Genomic DNA, 17,288 nt, shown 5'->3' with positions numbered 1-17,288 from the left:
TATGAATATATTATATTCAAGGATATTTGTTTTTTGACTGGGTCTTCATTTACATCATCAGGATAGTGTACCCGAAAAAGTCAGCGTATTTACCGCATCAGGCTTAAGATAAAATTTATCGCCCATCGCAGACCGGTCAGTGCCGCCACCAACCGGTATTAATTAAAACGGCCGCCCTACTCTTCTTCGTTCCCGCCCTCTTCATACGGGCCAAATGGCTTCGCGGGCAGAACGATATATGTGCCTTCAAACACCGCGCCTGGCGTATCGTCGCCAAAGATTTCGACCTGCATTTGCACCCGCGCTTTACGCCCGCGCGCCAGACGGTCGAGATCGCCGCTTAACGCACCGAGGTCGGCCACCGCATGAGGTTTGCCGCTAATCGGCTTGCTGTAGCGGATATGCGCATCGGCAAGAATAATCGTTCCGCCGAGGTGGCGTTCGCGCAGCATCAGCCAGATAAGCCCCCAACCGGTGAGCGTTGCCAGAGAGAATAAACTCCCGGCAAACAACGTGTGGTGCGGATTCTGATTGCCGGTTTCCGGCATGGTGGTGATAAATTTTTGCCCGGTATATTGCTGAATGCGCACGCCCATTTTTTCGCTTAACGGGATGTGTTCATACCACGCCTGCTGGAGCTGGGCGCACCAGTCGCCGCGATGCAAAATGTCATCCAGAGTAGCGACGGGTTTAATCATCAGAAAATGGCGAATCGGCGTGGTGGTTGGGGTGGTGATCTCCCCCTGATTCACAAACCCCAACTTAGCGAAAAACTCCACCGCGTCTTCACGGGCGCTACAGGTCACGCGCTTAACGCCTTCCTGACGCGCTACCGACTCCAGGGTCATCGCCATCAGCGTGCCCAGGCCTTTGTCCTGCACGTCGGGATGAACGGCCATAAAGCGAATGGAGGCTTCGTTATCGGCATTGATATACAGCCGCCCTACTGCCACCAGATTACCCTGCTCGTCGACGACCATCTGGTGATGCGCCATCGCATCCCAGGCGTCGCGTTCAGAACCTTTCGGTTGATGCAGGGGTTTACGCAACATCTCCCAGCGGAATTGATAGTAGCGCTCTAATTCTTCTTCTGTTTGTGGAACCCGAAGGTGATACATAGCGATACTCTCTCTTGTTTCCCGTGACACACCTGGAAGCTGGCTCATACCTGCAACCAGAATGTCACGGGACCATCATTGACCAGCGATACCTGCATATCGGCAGCGAAGCGTCCTGTTTGCGTGTTCATTTCCTGCTGACGGCAGCGTTCGACGAAATAGTCATATAACGCCTCTGCGCGATCCGGTGAAGCGCCTTTGGAGAAGCTGGGGCGCATCCCCCGTTCGGTATCTGCGGCAAGGGTAAACTGGGAAACCACCAGCACACTGCCGCCCGCCTGTTGCACGTTGAGATTCATCTTGCCTTCAGCATCGCTAAAGATGCGATAGCCGAGCACACGCTCACACAGACGGTTTGCTTTCTGTTCGTCATCATCCTTTTCGACACCCAATAACACCAAAAGTCCCGCGCCAATTTCGCCCGTCACTTCTCCCTCCACGGTGACGCTGGCTCGGGTTACGCGTTGAATTAATGCAATCATGGTTCGTCGTCTTCTTCTTGTTCAGCAGCTTGTTTAAGTTTGCGGTATTCCCCGAGAGTGACAGTAATTTCTGCACCAAGCAAGACGATACACCATGTCCAGTAGACCCAGACAAAGAGGATGGGGATCACCGCCAGCACACCGTAAATGAGCTGATATGACGGGAACATGGTGATATAAAGCGCGAAACCTTTCTTTCCTGCTTCGAACAGGAGTGCGGCGACAAACGCGCCGACAATCGCGTCGCGGTTAGGTACGCGAATGGTAGGAACAATGCTGTACAGCAGCCAGAAGGAGATCCACGACAACAACAGCGGAAAAATACGCAGCACATTGTCGATGACAGTATTGAGATCGCTCGCCCAGCGCAGGGAGAGTAGATAGGAGCTGATCGCCAGACTGGCCCCCGCCAGCAGCGGCCCCAGCGTCAGGATCATCCAGTACACAGCAAACGAATAAATTTTGGGGCGTACCCGTTTACTGCGCCAGATGGCATTCAGCGCGCTATCGATGGAGTACATCAACAATAATGCCGTGACGATCAGACCACACGCCCCGACGGCGGTCATCTTGTTGGAGTTGGCAACAAACTGTTCGATATATTGCTGGATAACATCGCCTGTGGCAGGAAGAAAGTTGGCGAAGATAAAATGACGCAACTGAATGCTGACATCAGAAAACATGGGAAACGCGGCGAAAAGTGCAAAAACAACGGCAACCAGCGGCACTAATGAGAGCAATGACACGTAGGCAAGGTTACCTGCCAGGGTTGTCATGTTGTCCTCATTAATGCGTTGCCAGAGTAGTTTCAGCCAGGCCCATAGCGGACGGGTACGATGCCTGGCTTTTTCATGGATGGTTTTTAGCATAACACCTTCGCGAAATAGTCCGGGATGGTGGTTTTATCTTTCACCAGAATGCTGGTAATACCTAGCTGATTAGCTCCTTCTATATTATCGGCGTTATCGTCGAAAAAGACCGTCTCGTCTGGTGAAAAACCTTCTGCCCGCAAAACATGCTGGTAAATTCGCGCTTCCGGTTTGCGCATACCTAAATCTTGCGACAAGTAGATATGGTCGGCAGCGCTACGGATTTCCGGGTATTCCTCTGGCCAAAAGGTAGTATGCAGGCGGTTAGTATTGGAAAGCACCACCACGCGATGCCCCTGCTCACGCAGTTTATGCATAATGGCGATCACTTCCGGGCGTAGCGCGACAAACACCGCCTGCCAGCCGTGGGAGAACTGTTCGTAACTTAACGGTAAGGCCATCTCATGACACAGCGCCTCAGCGAACTCTTCATCACTAATTTCCCCACGCTCATGCTGATGAAACGCCTCACCCATATGAAAACTCTTCTTAAGCGACGCCAGCGGAATACGCGTTAAATCGCTCCAGGTTCCCAGCACACGGTTAAAGTCGATATCGACAATCACATTACCTAAATCAAAGATATAGAGCATTTTTGCCTCCTTTCACACCACAGGAAATTAACTGTAGCGGGAAAGGATGGGTTTGGCTATGTGGCAATAAGGGTAATCTTGTGACGCTGATTGCGAAAAAGCAGAGTAATTTCACTGACTTTTTCGCATTAGATGAATGGTTAAGATTCAGGCGTAAATTGCCAACGGGTTTCGATGACCAGCGGCTTATCTGGTGTCACAAATTCCGGCGTTAGATTTATTGCGTTAGGTGCCTGAGTAAGCGGGTTAACACAGGTGGCATCAGGCTGTTTATCAAATACAACCAGACTGTTTGCTGAAGAAGTCATGGTCATCGCGAGTTTACCTGGCCACAGTAACTTAACCTTTAACCCGTCATAAAAACCAAAACAGTCATCCCAGGGGCCGACTTGAGGAGAGATGCGATTTCCTGTTGGCAGTTCATCACTACCCGCTTCTTCTTGCCAGTCCGCATCAAAAAGCACCTGCAACGACGCTGTACTTTGCGGAGCCAGCTTTTTCGCAAACCACGGATGCCAGCCCGCAGAGGCCGGGAATGTATCGGCATGTGAATGGATTTCCAGTTGTAAAACCAGCGCATCGTTCTCCAGCAAAAAAGTCTGAATCACTTCCCCTTGCCATGGCCACGGTGAAGCCAGAGGCATACGTAAAGTCAGGGAATCTGTTGTTTTGGCGATAATTTCCCATGTTGAATAGCACGCCATACCATGTAACGCATGTGGTGGTTTATTGGCGGGTAAAGAATAACATTGCCCACCAGCATTCAGCGTCGCGTTCCCCAATCGCCCTGCCCACGGCACCATTGGGAAACAGCCGTACTGAAAAGCTCTGCGTTGCGGCTGCCATTGGCGTAATACTTCACAACCAAATGCCTGTAATGAGGTGAGCCTGGCACCATCATGCGGATAAATCTGCAGGCGAATACTGCCTTTTTCCAGCGTCACAGACTCTCCCACAGGCCCAGGCCAGGGCGCGTCAAACGCCTGTTGTAGCGCCAGATAATGCTCGTTATTCCGTTCAGTTTTCATGAGATTGTTCCCTGATGTAGCGGTAAGAAGCGGTTTCTTGTTCATCGGTCGGCTCAATCAGCCAGACGCAAACAAAGGAAAGAACTGAGACAGCAAATAAAAACAGAGCGACATACCACGGTTTTCCCCCTCCCAGCGCCAGCAAACTTGAGGCGATAAGGGGGCTTAGTCCGCCAAGTATTGCGGAAAATTGATAGGCAAAAGAAAGACCGGTATATCGTACTTTGGTGCCGAACATGCGGGTGAAAAGTGTCGGCTGCACGGCAAACATCATCGTCGGGCCTAAGTTATAGCCGAGGATCATACTGCACCAGATGATGAGCGTACTTTTACTATCCAGTAATAAGAAGAAAGGAAACGCGAACAGGACACAAAATCCCGCACCTGACAAATACAGACATTTTTGACCTATACGGTCTGATAACCACCCGACCAACGGACAACTGAAAATACCGATCGCCGAGGCAATCAGCATGCCCGTCAGAGGAATATCTCGCGATAATGCTAATTGGCTGGAAATATAAACGATACCAAAGGCGTTAATAATATTGGAGGAGACACTCTCTGCCAGCCTCGCGCCCAGCGCTAATAAAATATTTCGCGGATGTTTTTTGAATAATTCAATCAACGGAGGAACGGACTTTTCTTTATTATTCGTCGTTTTTTGCTTTTGAAAATCCAGTGTCTCCTCAGTATGCAGGCGGATAAATAACCCAACGATCAACATCACCGCAGAAAGCCAGAACGGAATACGCCATCCCCAGGAGAGAAACTGTTCCTGAGTCAGTAAATGGTTACAGAGCGCAAAAATACCGGTTGCCAGCATAATCCCCACTGATGCAGCCGTTTGTGGGAGCGAACCTAAAAAACCGCGCCGGGATTCGGGCGCAGATTCAATGGTCATCAATGCCGCTCCGCCATACTCGCCACCAAGACCAAAGCCTGAATTAAGCGCAGCGCCATTAATATGAGCGGTGCCCAGATCCCAATTTCCTGATACGTCGGAATAAAACCAATCAAAAATGTGGAGCAACCGACAATAGCCAGTGTCCAGATAAGCGTTATTTTTCGCCCAATTTTATCGCCAAAATGGCCAAAGACGATGCCACCTAAGGGACGAGTCAAAAAACCGACACCAAAGGTAGCAAAGGCGGCTATAAGACCTATAAAAGGATCGCTGTTCGGGAAAAAAAGCGGAGCAAATACCAGCCCTGCTGCCGTGCCAAAAATAAAGAAGTCATACCATTCCATCAACGCGCCCGCGAAACTGCCCATTACGACACGTCTCATGGCTTTACCGGAAAGTCCTTCTTGCGGTGTAGGTAACGTTTCAGACATCATTTTCCTCTCCTGGTCGGCGAGAAATTGGGGAATAACCCACTACAAAGTGGGCAGTCTGATAAATACGCGCATCGACCTGATGCCGATACGCGTTATGTTTATTTGTTCAATTCCGCCAGAACTTCCGCGTCTTCGGCATCCACATTCGCCCCCAACGGTTCCCAATTAATCAATACGCAGGTCAGGAATCCCAGGAATGGCACAATTGCCAACCAGTAAAACGCTTCAGTTTTCAACGCACCCCACAGCATCGGCCAGAAAATAAGCCCGGCAATCGCACCGGTGCGCATAATCGCACGGGCAAATCCCACCCCAGTAGGGCGAATAGCAGGAGGATATGAGAGTGTGGCAATGGTCATGCCCAACCCACCAGGCCCCGCTGAATGGAAGAAAATAATTGATCCCAACAACCCTAAAGACAGCCAGGGATTAGTCGTCGCCAGTGCGCCTAACGACAGCAATGCTAAGGTCACAACGGCAAATCCATACATGGACTGTCGGCGGGTGCCTAATCGTTGGAGAATAAACGAGCCGATCATCCCGCCGGTTACCCCACAAAGGGCATTCACGACGGCAGAACCCGTCAACGCGCCAGTAAGCCCGCCACTTATTATTCCCGCCAAGGTAAGAGGAAGATAAACACCTACAGCGTTATATTGCCACGCCTGCATGGTTGCCACGACACAGCCGAGGATGGTGCGTTTGCGGTAACGATCATTAAATAAGATGCCATATCCACCTCTGTATTTATTCTCTACCTTTTCCGCGGATCTGGCTTCTGCTGTACCCGGTGTCGCAACGCGAGCCTGAACACCGTAACGTTTTCCCAGGATGTCGCACGCTTCCTGGTAACGCCCGACGCGTGCGGCCCACATTGCGGATTCACCGATAAAGACGTAACGCAAAATCATGAAGATGACTGCGAAAATAGCCCCGATGAATATTCCGTAACGCCACAACTGTTCTTCAGCAATACCAGACAGAAGCAGAGGCAAAAGCACCAGATAGACAACGGTAGTTGAAACATACCAGGCCATTTGCCAGAGATTGACCGACGTTCCGGTTTTCTTCGACGTTGAACCACGAAGCTCTGCCACGGCATTGGTTGCCAAAGGGAAGTCGATGCCTAAGCCAAAGCCCATGATGACGCGACACACCAGCACCCACCAGATACTGGGCGCAATAGCCACCGCAGCAGCACCGATGGTGCATAACCCCATGCCAATAATAAATGCTCGCTTTTGCCCAAAGCGGTTGATGACCCGATTCGCTAATAAACCACCTATTAATGCGGCGATTAATACTGAAGCATTAACGGTTGCGGCAAGCCCAGGAGAAATACCAAATTGAGCGGCAATATATTTATTACCAAACCCCACCATCGCCGCCTGATAGGCATCAATCAATATGCCGCCCAAAGCAATAAAAATAACGCCGATACTGGTGTTGATCGCAGAGTTCTTATTAACAATATCAATTACGTCCTGTGGACGACTAATTGAATAAATTGCAGGACTGGTGATTTGACTCATCGCAGTGTCCTTTTTAATTGTTGTAGGGTGGCGCTGACGTAGCGCAGCGCCAGACAGAGATTTAGAAAATCATTCCGGCGCAAATTGCAGCATGACTTTTATGGAGTCATTTTGCTGCGCGCGTTCGAATGCTGCCGCTGCGTCATCAATGGCAAATAAATCGGTAACCAGCTCACTGGTATCAAACCGCCCATCCGCCAGCCATTCGATAACGGCATCGAAATCTTCAGGGATGTACATGCCAGAGTTGAGCAAGTCACGCTCGAAACGTTGCATCATCGGTAGTGGTATTTCACGCGGCCCACTCGGTACGCCCATACACACAACGGTGCCTCCGGCATACACACGGGTACAGGCATCATTAAGCGTGGCCTGCGCTGCAACGACATCAATCGCTCCCGTAAATCGCACATCTGCGGCCAGTTCTCCCGGTGCCCAAACCTCTGCAGCACCCAATTTTAACGCCAGTGCACGTTTGGCCGCGTCAGGTTCAATCACGGTAATCTTTACTGCCCCCATAATGCGCAGTGCCTGCACAATGGATAAGCCAATTGTTCCAGCACCAATCACCAGTACGCTCTCCAGAGAAGCCTTCGGCATTCGGTTAACACAGTGACGAGCACACGCTGCCGGTTCGGCAAAGGCCAACACTTTTAGCGGTAAAGAGGCTGGTGCGACATGGCAATTACGCGCAGGAACAATGTGCTGTGAGCGAGCAAAGCCCGGCGCGCGAAAACCGGCAACCTGCGGTGGTTCACAAAGATTAAAACGCCCTGCTTTGCAGGCCCGGCATTCCATGCAAGCCATGATGGGATCGACAACCACATGATCGCCCGGCTGTACATGTTTGACGTCGCTACCCACTTCCGTAACACGCGCTGCAATTTCATGACCGGGAACGACTGGCGGTTTGGCAAACGGATGACCGCCTTTCAAAACATGCAGATCCGATCCGCATATCCCGTAGAACACAGGCGCAATCCGTACTTCGTGCGGTTTAAGTTGCTGGTGTGGTACTTCAACATATTGAGTGGTGACTTTCCCAATATCTGAAAATAAAACCTGGGTAATTTTATCCATCATTATTCTCCAGAATCGTTATCCATAGGGAATTAGCGTTGCGCGATACCTTCATCGACAATTTCAGCCAATCGTTGTAAGCGTGGAACGGAGACATCGCGCAGCATAGTTTGTGGATCTTGTGCACCAACAACCGACGCCCAAACCGCTCGTCCTGCCAGGAAGCCAGACGCGCCGCTTTTCATCGCAATACTTACCGCGCGTCCAAAAATATCGGCATCGACGCCAGAAGAAAGAATTACCCACGGCATCTTCATCTGATCGTTAAGTTTCTGGCAGGCGGAAAGTAAGGTTTTTTCATCGCCTTTGCCTCCTAATGGCATCTCGGCTTTGTAAAGATCAGCCTCTGTTCCACCAAGCTCTGCGGCGGCGGCAACAATGGCGCTTTCACGATCAAAGTCCCAACCACGACGAGGTGGACGCACCACAGGCTCAATAATGCTGACCAGCCCGGCACTACGGCAGCGACGAACAAACTTATCGACCATTGCCAGACGTTCCTCTGCAGGTTCATCTTCACGCCAGAGCACAAGTAATTTCATCGCCTTCGCCCCCATTTCACGGGCTTTATGCGGGTCGACGGACATATCTATTTCAACGCTATCAACCGGGATGCCATTACCTGGGATAAAAAGATCGGCAGCGACAATCAGACCGCAAGAATTAGCAACAGCGCCCTGCTCGACAATTTGATCAAGACAAAATTGTTTATCCGCCAGAACGGCAGAAGCATAAGGAGAAAGGATGCGGGTCGCGGCGACTTTAAAATCGGTGAGTACACTGTCGGAGACGGGTTTTGGCTGTCCTGCTGCCGCAAACATCAGACGCATAGCTTCACGCTGATCGACAGCTAACATGGCAAATCCACCACCTGGGCGGGAGATATCTTTCAGCGTAAATGGGGTGAAGTGGGATGACATAGAAACTCCTGTTAATAGATAAAATTAAAGACCAGCCTGCTGACGAACCTGATTTAGCAGGGCGCTCCAGTCCTGCCGCCCTTTACCGTCTTGACTTGCTGCGGCGTAATAACTTTCTGCTGCAATCCCCATATTGAGCGGCGCCCCCGTCTCCTGAGCGACATCAACAGCAATACGCAGATCTTTCAACGCCAGATCCACCATGAAGGCGGGAGAAAGATCGCCTTTCAGCACTTTGCCAGGCCAGGTGGTCGTAAAATGCCCTTTCCCTGCTGCCGTACCACTCATCACCTTAATTGCGATATCAAGATTTAATCCCAGTGACTCACATAACACAGCGGCTTCGGAGGACAGCGCATTAAGCGCAATGCTCATATAGTTGTTAATTAGCTTCACGCGGATCCCCATTCCCGGGCCGCCAGCTTCGACCAGCTCATTACCCATGCACATGAGAATCGGGCGTGCGCGCGCAATCTGCTCATCAGTGCCACCCGCTAAAATCAGCAATGTGCCATCAATCGCATTCACAGACGTTCTGCCCACGGGGGCGTCCATCATACTGATGCCTTTTTCTTGTAATTCCCGTATTAATGCATCGGTCTGTAAGGGATGAATAGTCGACATATCAATCACTAACGCGTCAGATGAAACAGTTTCACAGACACCTTTTTCCCCCAACAACACCTGCCGAACAATGTCACCATTGGGAAGCATAGTGATGATAAATTCAGCGCCTACTGCCGCTTCCGCTGGGGTTTGTGCCGCAGTGGCCCCCTGCGTGACTAGCGCATCGACAGCCTGTGTATTGACATCAAATACCTGCAATAAATGCCCTTTTTGCAATAGATTGTTAGCCATTGGGCTACCCATCTGCCCCAGCCCGAGAAATGCAATGGTTGCCATGAACGCTCTCCTGTCTGACATTGACAAAATAATGACAATTGAAAATTCGTTTTCGTCTGTTTTTGAGCATATTTGTAATTTATGTTCAAAAACACGACACACATCACTAATTTGATCATTTGTGTCATTTAAATTGACCAAAGACGACAAAATTAAACAGGACAAGACAAATATGACCAGAATTGCATGTGTAGGTATCACTGTTCAGGACAGGATTTATTCTTTGCCCTGTCTGCCAGAGGGCGGCGGGAAATATCAGGCAAATCATTATCTTGAGATTGGTGGTGGCCCGGCGGCAACAGCCGCTGTTGCAATAGCAAAACTCGGCGTGGAGGTTGATTTCATCGGTCGCGTCGGCGATGACAGTTGTGGAAATACCTTACTTGCAGAACTTGAGAGTTGGGGCGTCAATACGGCATTTTGCCGCCGATATCTTAATGCCCGTTCGTCGCAATCAGCGATCCTCGTTGATCAGCATGGCGAACGGATTATCGTTAATTATCCAAGCCCCGATCTCGATACTGATGCCGAATGGTTAGAAGCGATCGATTTCTCTCGTTATGATCTGGTTCTGGCCGATGTTCGCTGGCATAGCGGCACTGAAAAAGCATTCTCGCAAGCGCGCCTTGCGGGCGTGACAACGCTTTTAGACGCCGATATGACACCGCAGGATATTTCTCCACTTGTCGCGCTTGCCGACCATGCTGTGTTCTCAACGCCAGGGCTGAAACGCATGACCGGCCTTCAGTCACCTGAAGAAGGCTTGTACCAGGCTGCCACACAAACAGCAGGTAAAGTGTATGTCACGCTGGGTTCTGAAGGATCGTTGTGGATTGAAGATGATCATTTGTGTCAACAGGAGGCATTTTCTGTCAATGTGGTTGATACCACTGGAGCAGGCGATGTTTTTCACGGCGCACTCGCGGTAGCGTTAGCAGAAAAAATGCCCACAAAAGAGGCTATTCGTTTTGCCAGTGCGGTTGCCGCGATGAAATGTACCCAGGCTGGCGGTCGGGCTGGCATTCCTAATCGTGAGCAAACCGAATCATTTTTGTCACTTTATGCGTAAAATGGTAAACATCTACCGAGGAGGGGCAAGGGAGTATTCATGAGTATCATCGAAGTGACAGGTAATCCACGCCATGACCAACTCGTTCATCTAATCGCAGAACGCGGTTATATGAATATTGAAGAACTGGCACAACTGCTGGATGTTTCAACGCAAACCGTGCGCCGGGATATCCGAAAACTAAGCGAGCAGGGGTTGATCACCCGTCATCATGGAGGGGCTGGGCGCGTCTCCAGCGTCATGAATACCGCTTTTGAGCAACGGGAACTTTCGCTCACCGCCGAGAAACGGGCGATCGCTGAGGCGGTCGCTGATTACCTTCCCGAACGCTGTACCGTCTTTATCACCATCGGTACTACGGTCGAAGCCGTTGCCAGGGCATTACTCAACCGCCGTGATTTACGCATTATCACTAACAGCCTACGTGTAGCACAGATTCTTTATAAGAATCAGGATATTGAAGTGATGGTGCCGGGAGGCACTTTACGCGCCCATAACGGCGGGATCATCGGCCCCGGAGCTGTGGATTTTATTGAAGGTTTCCGCGCAGACTATTTAATCACCAGTATTGGTGCCATTGAGCATGATGGCACCCTGCTGGAATTTGATGTCAATGAAGCGTTAGTCGCGAGAACGATGATTAAACATGCGCGGAATACATTGCTAGTGGCAGATCATACTAAGTTTGCCGCGTCTGCTGCCGTTTCAATTGGCAATGCACGAAATGTCAGAGCATTTTTTACTGATGCTCCACCGCCCAATTCTTTCTGCCAGTTATTAAGCGAAGAGAATGTCGAACTGGTGGTTGCCGAGCAAGAAGTATCCTGAAATTGAAATTTCGAAAAATCCGCTGGAGATTTCAGCGGATTTTGTTTTGCCGGATGCGATGGTTGATACGGTTTTCATTGGCCGGATTAAACACATCCGGCCATTAATTAAGCTTCAGCCGCCAGCATCTCTTTCTTACGTTGGCTAATACGCTTAACCAGCATTACGGAAACCACCGCACCACAGAATGCGAAGCAGGCCATAATGCCAAACACGATTTTGTAGCCAATAATCCCCGGATTTAAATCCAGAATGTAGCCATACAGACTGAAGCAGAACATCGCCGGGGCGTAACCAATAAAGCTACCCAACGCCATCGCCGCGCCTGTTTTATTTTCAGCAATTTTTGCTTCGCCGATAGGTGCAAAAAATACGGCTCGCTGTGTAAAGACTATCGCACCAAAGCCCAGCGTACATGCCATCCCTAAATATACCGGCATACTTTCGTGCGGCAGCATAATCAACATTATGAGTGCCGCGGTGCTGATGATAAAGGTGTAGCACAGATATTTACTCGGTGATTTCAGGATCTTATCTGAAATCATGCCGCCAATAGGCCCACCGATCATCTTCAGACAATATTGATTTATGATGCCGTAAGCCCCCACCAGCGCAACGGGCAGCAGATAGATGTTTTTCAGGAATGGGATGAAGAACGTCAGGCCACAGTAAACCGCGTAAACGAAGAAGACGTTGAAAGCGATAAGCCAGATTGTTTTGTCTTTCAGCACCGAGCTCATACTGGTATTTTGCGATGCTTCGTCTTCTTTTTTCACCTCAACGGAAGGTGCCTCTTCTTTGTCATTCAGTACAAAGAAAATGATAATGCCCACGGCAATCACAATAAGGGAATAAAACCAGATACCCGCTTTAAAGCCCAATAAGCCACTACCAAACCAGGTAAATACTGCCAGCGCAGAAAATGCCACCACGGTATCGACAATGCCACGTCCTGTTTCGAAGAAACCAAACAACCGGCCTTGTTGTTCGCTATTGCCCAGCCGACTTACCGACTTGAGCAACACAGGCCAGTTCATCATGTCGCAAGTAACGCCAAATAGCGCCCAGACAAAGAGGATGCCCCAATACCCCGGCATTGTCGTCAAATAAACTCCCAGTAATCCCGTAGCAATGAGTGAGAATGACATGGTGTATCTGCGCGGTAGTTTATCGGCAAAATAAATAGACAGAAAAAAACCCACTGTCGTGACAAATGAGTTTACTGACATGGCATTACCAATTTGGCCATTGGTCAAATTGAAATACTCCTGCATCGGGATATAAAACGCATCTTTTAACGACGGTAATTTATAAATTGTACCGCCACACAGTGTTAATAGACTAAATAACGCCCATTTCTTTTTTGTGAGCATAACATCCCCTAAGCGATTTTTAAAATCACTGTTTTAAAGGCAATAAGATACCGACCATTCTTATAGAATGGTTTTTATTAACTGCGGATGAGTTAAAACTTATTAGTGGTTCAGAAGATGGCTTGCCTCTTGCTTGATTTGTTGTAGTACGTTACGCACATGATATATCTGATTAATTGCGTCTTCTTTTTCTTTACGTAACCGCGCATCCAGCAAATGCTTTTCTGGCAATGGTGTTTCACTCATCTGGCGATATGGGATCCACGGATTATCATCTTCGTCTTCAAAGCGGAACGCCGGAGCATAATAATCAACCTCTTCTTCCAGGCCATATGCCGTCACCTGCGGTTCATCATCACCCAGGCAGATAAGGTGCGTTAATAACTCTTTGAACGGCATATCTCCCTGACCTGAAATACAGGCTTTATGCCCCAGACCACTCTGTTCTTTAACGATCAATGCATCTTTGATATGCACCTGAGTAATATGCGGTGCCATCGTTTTTAAGGCGTCCATGGGATGCTCATTTGCATTGATCATGTTCGCAAAATCAAACAGTAAGGAAAGAGACTCCATCTCACTTTCTTTGACCAACGATACCAGCTCATGGCTTTTCAAATCTTCATGCTGTTCGATCGTAAAGGTCAGGCCGCTGTCCTGATACGCTTCCCGCACATAAGCAATATCGTTAGCGATGATCGATAATACATCGCGCAAATTACCTTCATAACGCGGATAAAAACGCACGGACGATGCCCCGGTTTTCAGTGCGATGGCGACGGCTTCGTCAATAGATGCTTTATCTGAGGCACTGGTTTCAATATGAATATCAAGGTTCAGACGGCGAGCTTTATCGCCAAAGGCAGAGAGTTCTTTATCTGCCATATTACCCAGAGAAAAACGTTCTCCATCCAGAACATGAATTTTGACGCCTCGCAGATTATTTTCACTCGCTATATCAAGTAAATCAGTCGGCAATACTCTTTCCAGCCGCATATTTAAATGAAAAGCATAGGCATGTAAATAAAGAGGAAGAGTATCGACACGTTGTAGAATCTTTCTTGCGTTATTTATTGTCACCATAAAACACCTACAGATTAATGATGAGGTCTACAGCCTCAAATCGCCAATATTCAATATCTATCTGGACAATATTCCCTTGCTGGTCGGCGCGATGTTTTTCAATTAAGATCGCTGGCATACCCGCAGAACCGCCAAGATATTTGCTGATATCGCCAGGCATTCTGACGGGTTTGAAAATCAATTTTTTTACTACCGTCTCTTTTTGGTAGCATTTTTCCCAGACTGAAGAAAATGAATGGTTTTCAAGTTGCTCAATAAAACCAGGGGCAACTTCAGGATTAATATACGTCTCGTGATAGAAAACTTTATGCCCTTCCAGCGCCCCCCAACCGGTAATGCGATAGAGTTCGGGTGACGGCGTTACTGTAATCAGTGGCATGAGCGTCTCGGGAATATCGCTGATACGACTTTTCTCGGTAAATCCCCAGGAAGGTTCCCGCCCTTGTTCAATTGCAGCCCGTTGAAAGCTAGCCGACAGTTCCGGGCTGTAATTAAAACGCGGCTGAGTAACGAACCAACCTTTACGATCCTTACGGAAGATTTTGGATTCTGCCTCGAGGTTCAGCAACGCCTGGCGCAGCGTCATACGTTTAATACCCAGCAATTCTCCCAACTCTCTTTCTGAAGGGAGTTTTCCACCCGGCGTGGTGATGCCATCTTTTAACCACCGATCCAGTTTCTCTTTTGCATTTTCTACGGTGGATTGGTTTCCGGCCATTGTTTAATCCTTTTGGTTTAAACCAGATGAAGCATCTTACGCTTACGCCAAAAAAGAAAGCAATTAACGGCGTGTGACTTTGCAGATAATTGTGACAAAGCTCTCTATTGCTGTAGTCACAGACTTACAAGGGAGATACTCGCACTGGTGAGAACTTACAACAGGCAAAAAAAAACCTGCCATCGCTGGCAGGTTTTTCACGACTAAAAAGAGAAATTAATCTTCTTTCGGACCACGGTTAGCGCGGCGACGATCGTTTTCCGTCAGGTGACGTTTACGAATACGGATAGAGGTCGGAGTGACTTCTACCAGTTCGTCATCATCGATGAACTCCAGTGCTTGTTCCAGAGTCATGCGGATAGGCGGAACCAGAACAACGGCTTCATCAGTACCGGAAGCACGCATGTTGGTCAGTTTCTTACCGGTCAGGCAGTTTACAGTCAGGTCGTTAGAGCGGCTGTGAATACCGATAATCTGACCTTCATAAACTTCTGCACCGTGACCGAGGAACAGCTTACCGCGATCCTGCAGACCGAACAGCGCGAACGCTACCGCTTTACCCTGACCGTTAGAGATCAGTACGCCGTTCTGACGCTGACCCACTTCACCCGGACGCACATCGTCGTAGTGGCTGAAGGTGGAGTACAGCAGACCAGTACCGGAAGTCATGGTCATGAACTCTGAACGGAAGCCAATCAGACCACGGCTTGGGATCACGTAGTCGAGACGTACGCGGCCTTTACCGTCTGGATTCATGTTTTTCAGCTCGCCTTTACGTTCGCCCAGCGCCTGCATTACAGAACCCTGATGCTGTTCTTCAACGTCCAGAGTCACGTTTTCGAACGGCTCTTGTTTACGACCGTCGATTTCACGGAAGATGACTTTCGGACGGGATACCGCCAGTTCGAAACCTTCACGACGCATGTTTTCGATAAGAACAGACAGGTGCAGTTCGCCACGACCAGAAACGCGGAACGCATCGGCGTCTTCGGTTTCTTCTACGCGCAGCGCAACGTTGTGTACCAGTTCTTTGTTCAGACGATCCAGAATCTGACGAGACGTTACGAACTTACCTTCTTTACCGCAGAACGGAGAGGTGTTAACGCAGAAGAACATAGAAACGGTCGGCTCATCAACGGAGAGTGCCGGCAGCGCTTCAACGTTTTGCGTGTCGCAAACGGTGTCAGAAATGTTCAGTTCACCAAGGCCAGTGATTGCCACGATATCGCCAGCTTCCGCCAGATCGGTTTCGATACGTTCCAGACCAAGGTGGCCCAGCACTTTACCAACTTTCGCGTTACGGGTTTTGCCTTCACTATCGATGATAGTAACCTGCTGGTTCGGCTTCACTTTACCGCGCTTGATGCGACCAATGCCGATAACACCAACATAGCTGTTGTAATCGAGCTGAGAAATCTGCATCTGGAACGGACCGTCAAGGTCTACGTCCGGTGCAGGAACGTGGTCGATAATCGCCTGATACAGCGGGGTCATGTCTTCCGCCATATTTTCGTGGTCCAGACCCGCGATACCGTTCAGCGCAGAAGCATAAACGATCGGGAAGTCCAGTTGCTCGTCGGTCGCATCGAGGTTAACGAACAGGTCGAATACCTGATCAACAACCCAGTCAGGACGCGCGCCAGGGCGGTCAACTTTGTTGATTACCACAATCGGCTTCAGGCCGTAAGCAAACGCTTTTTTGGTTACGAAGCGCGTTTGCGGCATTGGGCCGTCAAATGCGTCAACCACCAGCAGCACTGAATCTACCATGGACATTACACGTTCAACTTCACCACCGAAGTCGGCGTGCCCCGGGGTATCAACGATGTTGATACGGTAATCATTCCATTTGATAGCGGTGTTTTTCGCGAGGATGGTAATCCCACGCTCTTTCTCCAAATCGTTGGAGTCCATCACGCGCTCTTGGGTTTCGGCACGAGAGTCGAACGTACCGGATTGTTGGAGCAGCTTATCTACCAGGGTGGTTTTACCATGGTCGACGTGCGCGATGATGGCGATGTTACGCAATTTTTCGATCACAACTTTGCCTCAGGCATTAGAAATAGCGCGTTATTGTACACGGATTAATCGCACTACAAAACAGGATCACAAACATCCTCCGCAAACAAGTATTGCAGAGTCCCTTTGTGATCGCTTTCACGGAGCATAAAAAGGGTTATCCAAAGGTCATTGCACCAACATGGTGCTTAATGTTTCCATTGAAGCACTATATTGGTGCAACATTCGCATCATGGTGCAGCCCTTTTGCACGATGGTAAGCATGATAACGCCTTTTAGGGGCAATTTAAAAGTTGGCACAGATTTCGCTTTATCTTTTTTACGGCGACACG

15 protein-coding genes and 1 pseudogene are annotated in these 17,288 nt (G+C 49.3%); 2 read left to right on the top strand and 14 right to left on the bottom strand.

The window, feature by feature from the left end; genetic code table 11:
* Window positions 1-176: 176 nt before the first annotated feature.
* The 10 genes and pseudogenes from fabY to yihU form a co-directional block, all read right to left on the bottom strand.
* A complete protein-coding gene (gene fabY / locus A1WG_RS12440; protein ID WP_001517342.1) occupies window positions 177-1,118 on the bottom strand; it encodes a fatty acid biosynthesis protein FabY in 942 nt (313 codons plus the stop codon).
* Window positions 1,119-1,162: 44 nt separating this feature from the next.
* A complete protein-coding gene (gene dtd / locus A1WG_RS12445; RefSeq protein WP_000560983.1) occupies window positions 1,163-1,600 on the bottom strand; it encodes a D-aminoacyl-tRNA deacylase in 438 nt (145 codons plus the stop codon).
* Window positions 1,597-2,469: a virulence factor BrkB family protein gene (locus tag A1WG_RS12450; RefSeq protein WP_000920721.1), complete on the bottom strand. Its 873-nt coding sequence runs from the start codon at window positions 2,467-2,469 to the stop codon at window positions 1,597-1,599. Before A1WG_RS12450 ends, dtd begins: the two co-directional genes overlap by 4 nt.
* A complete protein-coding gene (yihX, locus tag A1WG_RS12455; RefSeq protein WP_000965690.1) occupies window positions 2,463-3,062 on the bottom strand; it encodes a glucose-1-phosphatase in 600 nt (199 codons plus the stop codon). Before yihX ends, A1WG_RS12450 begins: the two co-directional genes overlap by 7 nt.
* Before the next feature lie 140 nt (window positions 3,063-3,202).
* Complete coding sequence (locus A1WG_RS12460; RefSeq protein WP_016242559.1) at window positions 3,203-4,090, bottom strand: aldose 1-epimerase; 888 nt, start codon at window positions 4,088-4,090, stop codon at window positions 3,203-3,205.
* Window positions 4,080-5,428 (bottom strand): annotated as a pseudogene (locus A1WG_RS0121755) (MFS transporter). The gene A1WG_RS12460 and the pseudogene A1WG_RS0121755 overlap by 11 nt, the downstream one beginning before the upstream one ends.
* A 101-nt stretch (window positions 5,429-5,529) precedes the next feature.
* Window positions 5,530-6,963, bottom strand: a complete 1,434-nt coding sequence (locus tag A1WG_RS12465) for an MFS transporter (RefSeq protein WP_000078427.1) — start codon at window positions 6,961-6,963, stop codon at window positions 5,530-5,532.
* Window positions 6,964-7,032: 69 nt separating this feature from the next.
* On the bottom strand, window positions 7,033-8,043 hold the full coding sequence (locus A1WG_RS12470) for a zinc-dependent alcohol dehydrogenase (RefSeq protein ID WP_001517344.1): 1,011 nt from the start codon (window positions 8,041-8,043) through the stop codon (window positions 7,033-7,035).
* Between the two features lie 32 nt (window positions 8,044-8,075).
* Window positions 8,076-8,963, bottom strand: a complete 888-nt coding sequence (locus A1WG_RS12475; RefSeq protein WP_000094553.1) for an aldolase — start codon at window positions 8,961-8,963, stop codon at window positions 8,076-8,078.
* A gap of 24 nt (window positions 8,964-8,987) precedes the next feature.
* The gene (gene yihU, locus A1WG_RS12480) at window positions 8,988-9,866 is read right to left on the bottom strand and encodes a sulfolactaldehyde 3-reductase (protein WP_001517345.1); all 879 of its coding nucleotides are present in this window, start codon (window positions 9,864-9,866) and stop codon (window positions 8,988-8,990) included.
* 172 nt (window positions 9,867-10,038) lie between these two features.
* Here yihU and A1WG_RS12485 point away from each other — a divergent pair, with 172 nt between their 5' ends.
* A complete protein-coding gene (locus A1WG_RS12485; RefSeq protein ID WP_001517346.1) occupies window positions 10,039-10,935 on the top strand; it encodes a sugar kinase in 897 nt (298 codons plus the stop codon).
* 39 nt (window positions 10,936-10,974) lie between these two features.
* Window positions 10,975-11,763 (top strand): DeoR/GlpR family DNA-binding transcription regulator, encoded by a 789-nt coding sequence (locus A1WG_RS12490; protein WP_000022286.1) that lies wholly within the window; start codon window positions 10,975-10,977, stop codon window positions 11,761-11,763.
* Between the two features lie 107 nt (window positions 11,764-11,870).
* Here the strand turns inward: A1WG_RS12490 and A1WG_RS12495 are convergent, their stop codons facing one another.
* The 4 genes from A1WG_RS12495 to typA form a co-directional block, all read right to left on the bottom strand.
* Window positions 11,871-13,136 (bottom strand): MFS transporter, encoded by a 1,266-nt coding sequence (locus tag A1WG_RS12495; RefSeq protein ID WP_001517347.1) that lies wholly within the window; start codon window positions 13,134-13,136, stop codon window positions 11,871-11,873.
* Between the two features lie 102 nt (window positions 13,137-13,238).
* Window positions 13,239-14,219 carry a sugar phosphate isomerase/epimerase family protein gene (locus A1WG_RS12500; protein ID WP_000256415.1) on the bottom strand — a complete coding sequence of 327 codons (981 nt, stop codon included), beginning with the start codon at window positions 14,217-14,219 and terminating at the stop codon, window positions 13,239-13,241.
* Between the two features lie 7 nt (window positions 14,220-14,226).
* Window positions 14,227-14,937 (bottom strand): GntR family transcriptional regulator, encoded by a 711-nt coding sequence (locus A1WG_RS12505; protein WP_001517348.1) that lies wholly within the window; start codon window positions 14,935-14,937, stop codon window positions 14,227-14,229.
* 216 nt (window positions 14,938-15,153) lie between these two features.
* Window positions 15,154-16,977, bottom strand: a complete 1,824-nt coding sequence (gene typA, locus A1WG_RS12510) for a ribosome-dependent GTPase TypA (protein ID WP_000570678.1) — start codon at window positions 16,975-16,977, stop codon at window positions 15,154-15,156.
* Window positions 16,978-17,288 lie beyond the last annotated feature (311 nt).

The organism is Escherichia sp. KTE96 (genome assembly GCF_000408525.1).
GTDB classification, from domain to species: domain Bacteria; phylum Pseudomonadota; class Gammaproteobacteria; order Enterobacterales; family Enterobacteriaceae; genus Escherichia; species Escherichia marmotae.
The sequence above is the reverse complement of the archived record's forward strand: the minus strand, read 5'-3'. Positions and strand labels throughout refer to the sequence as shown.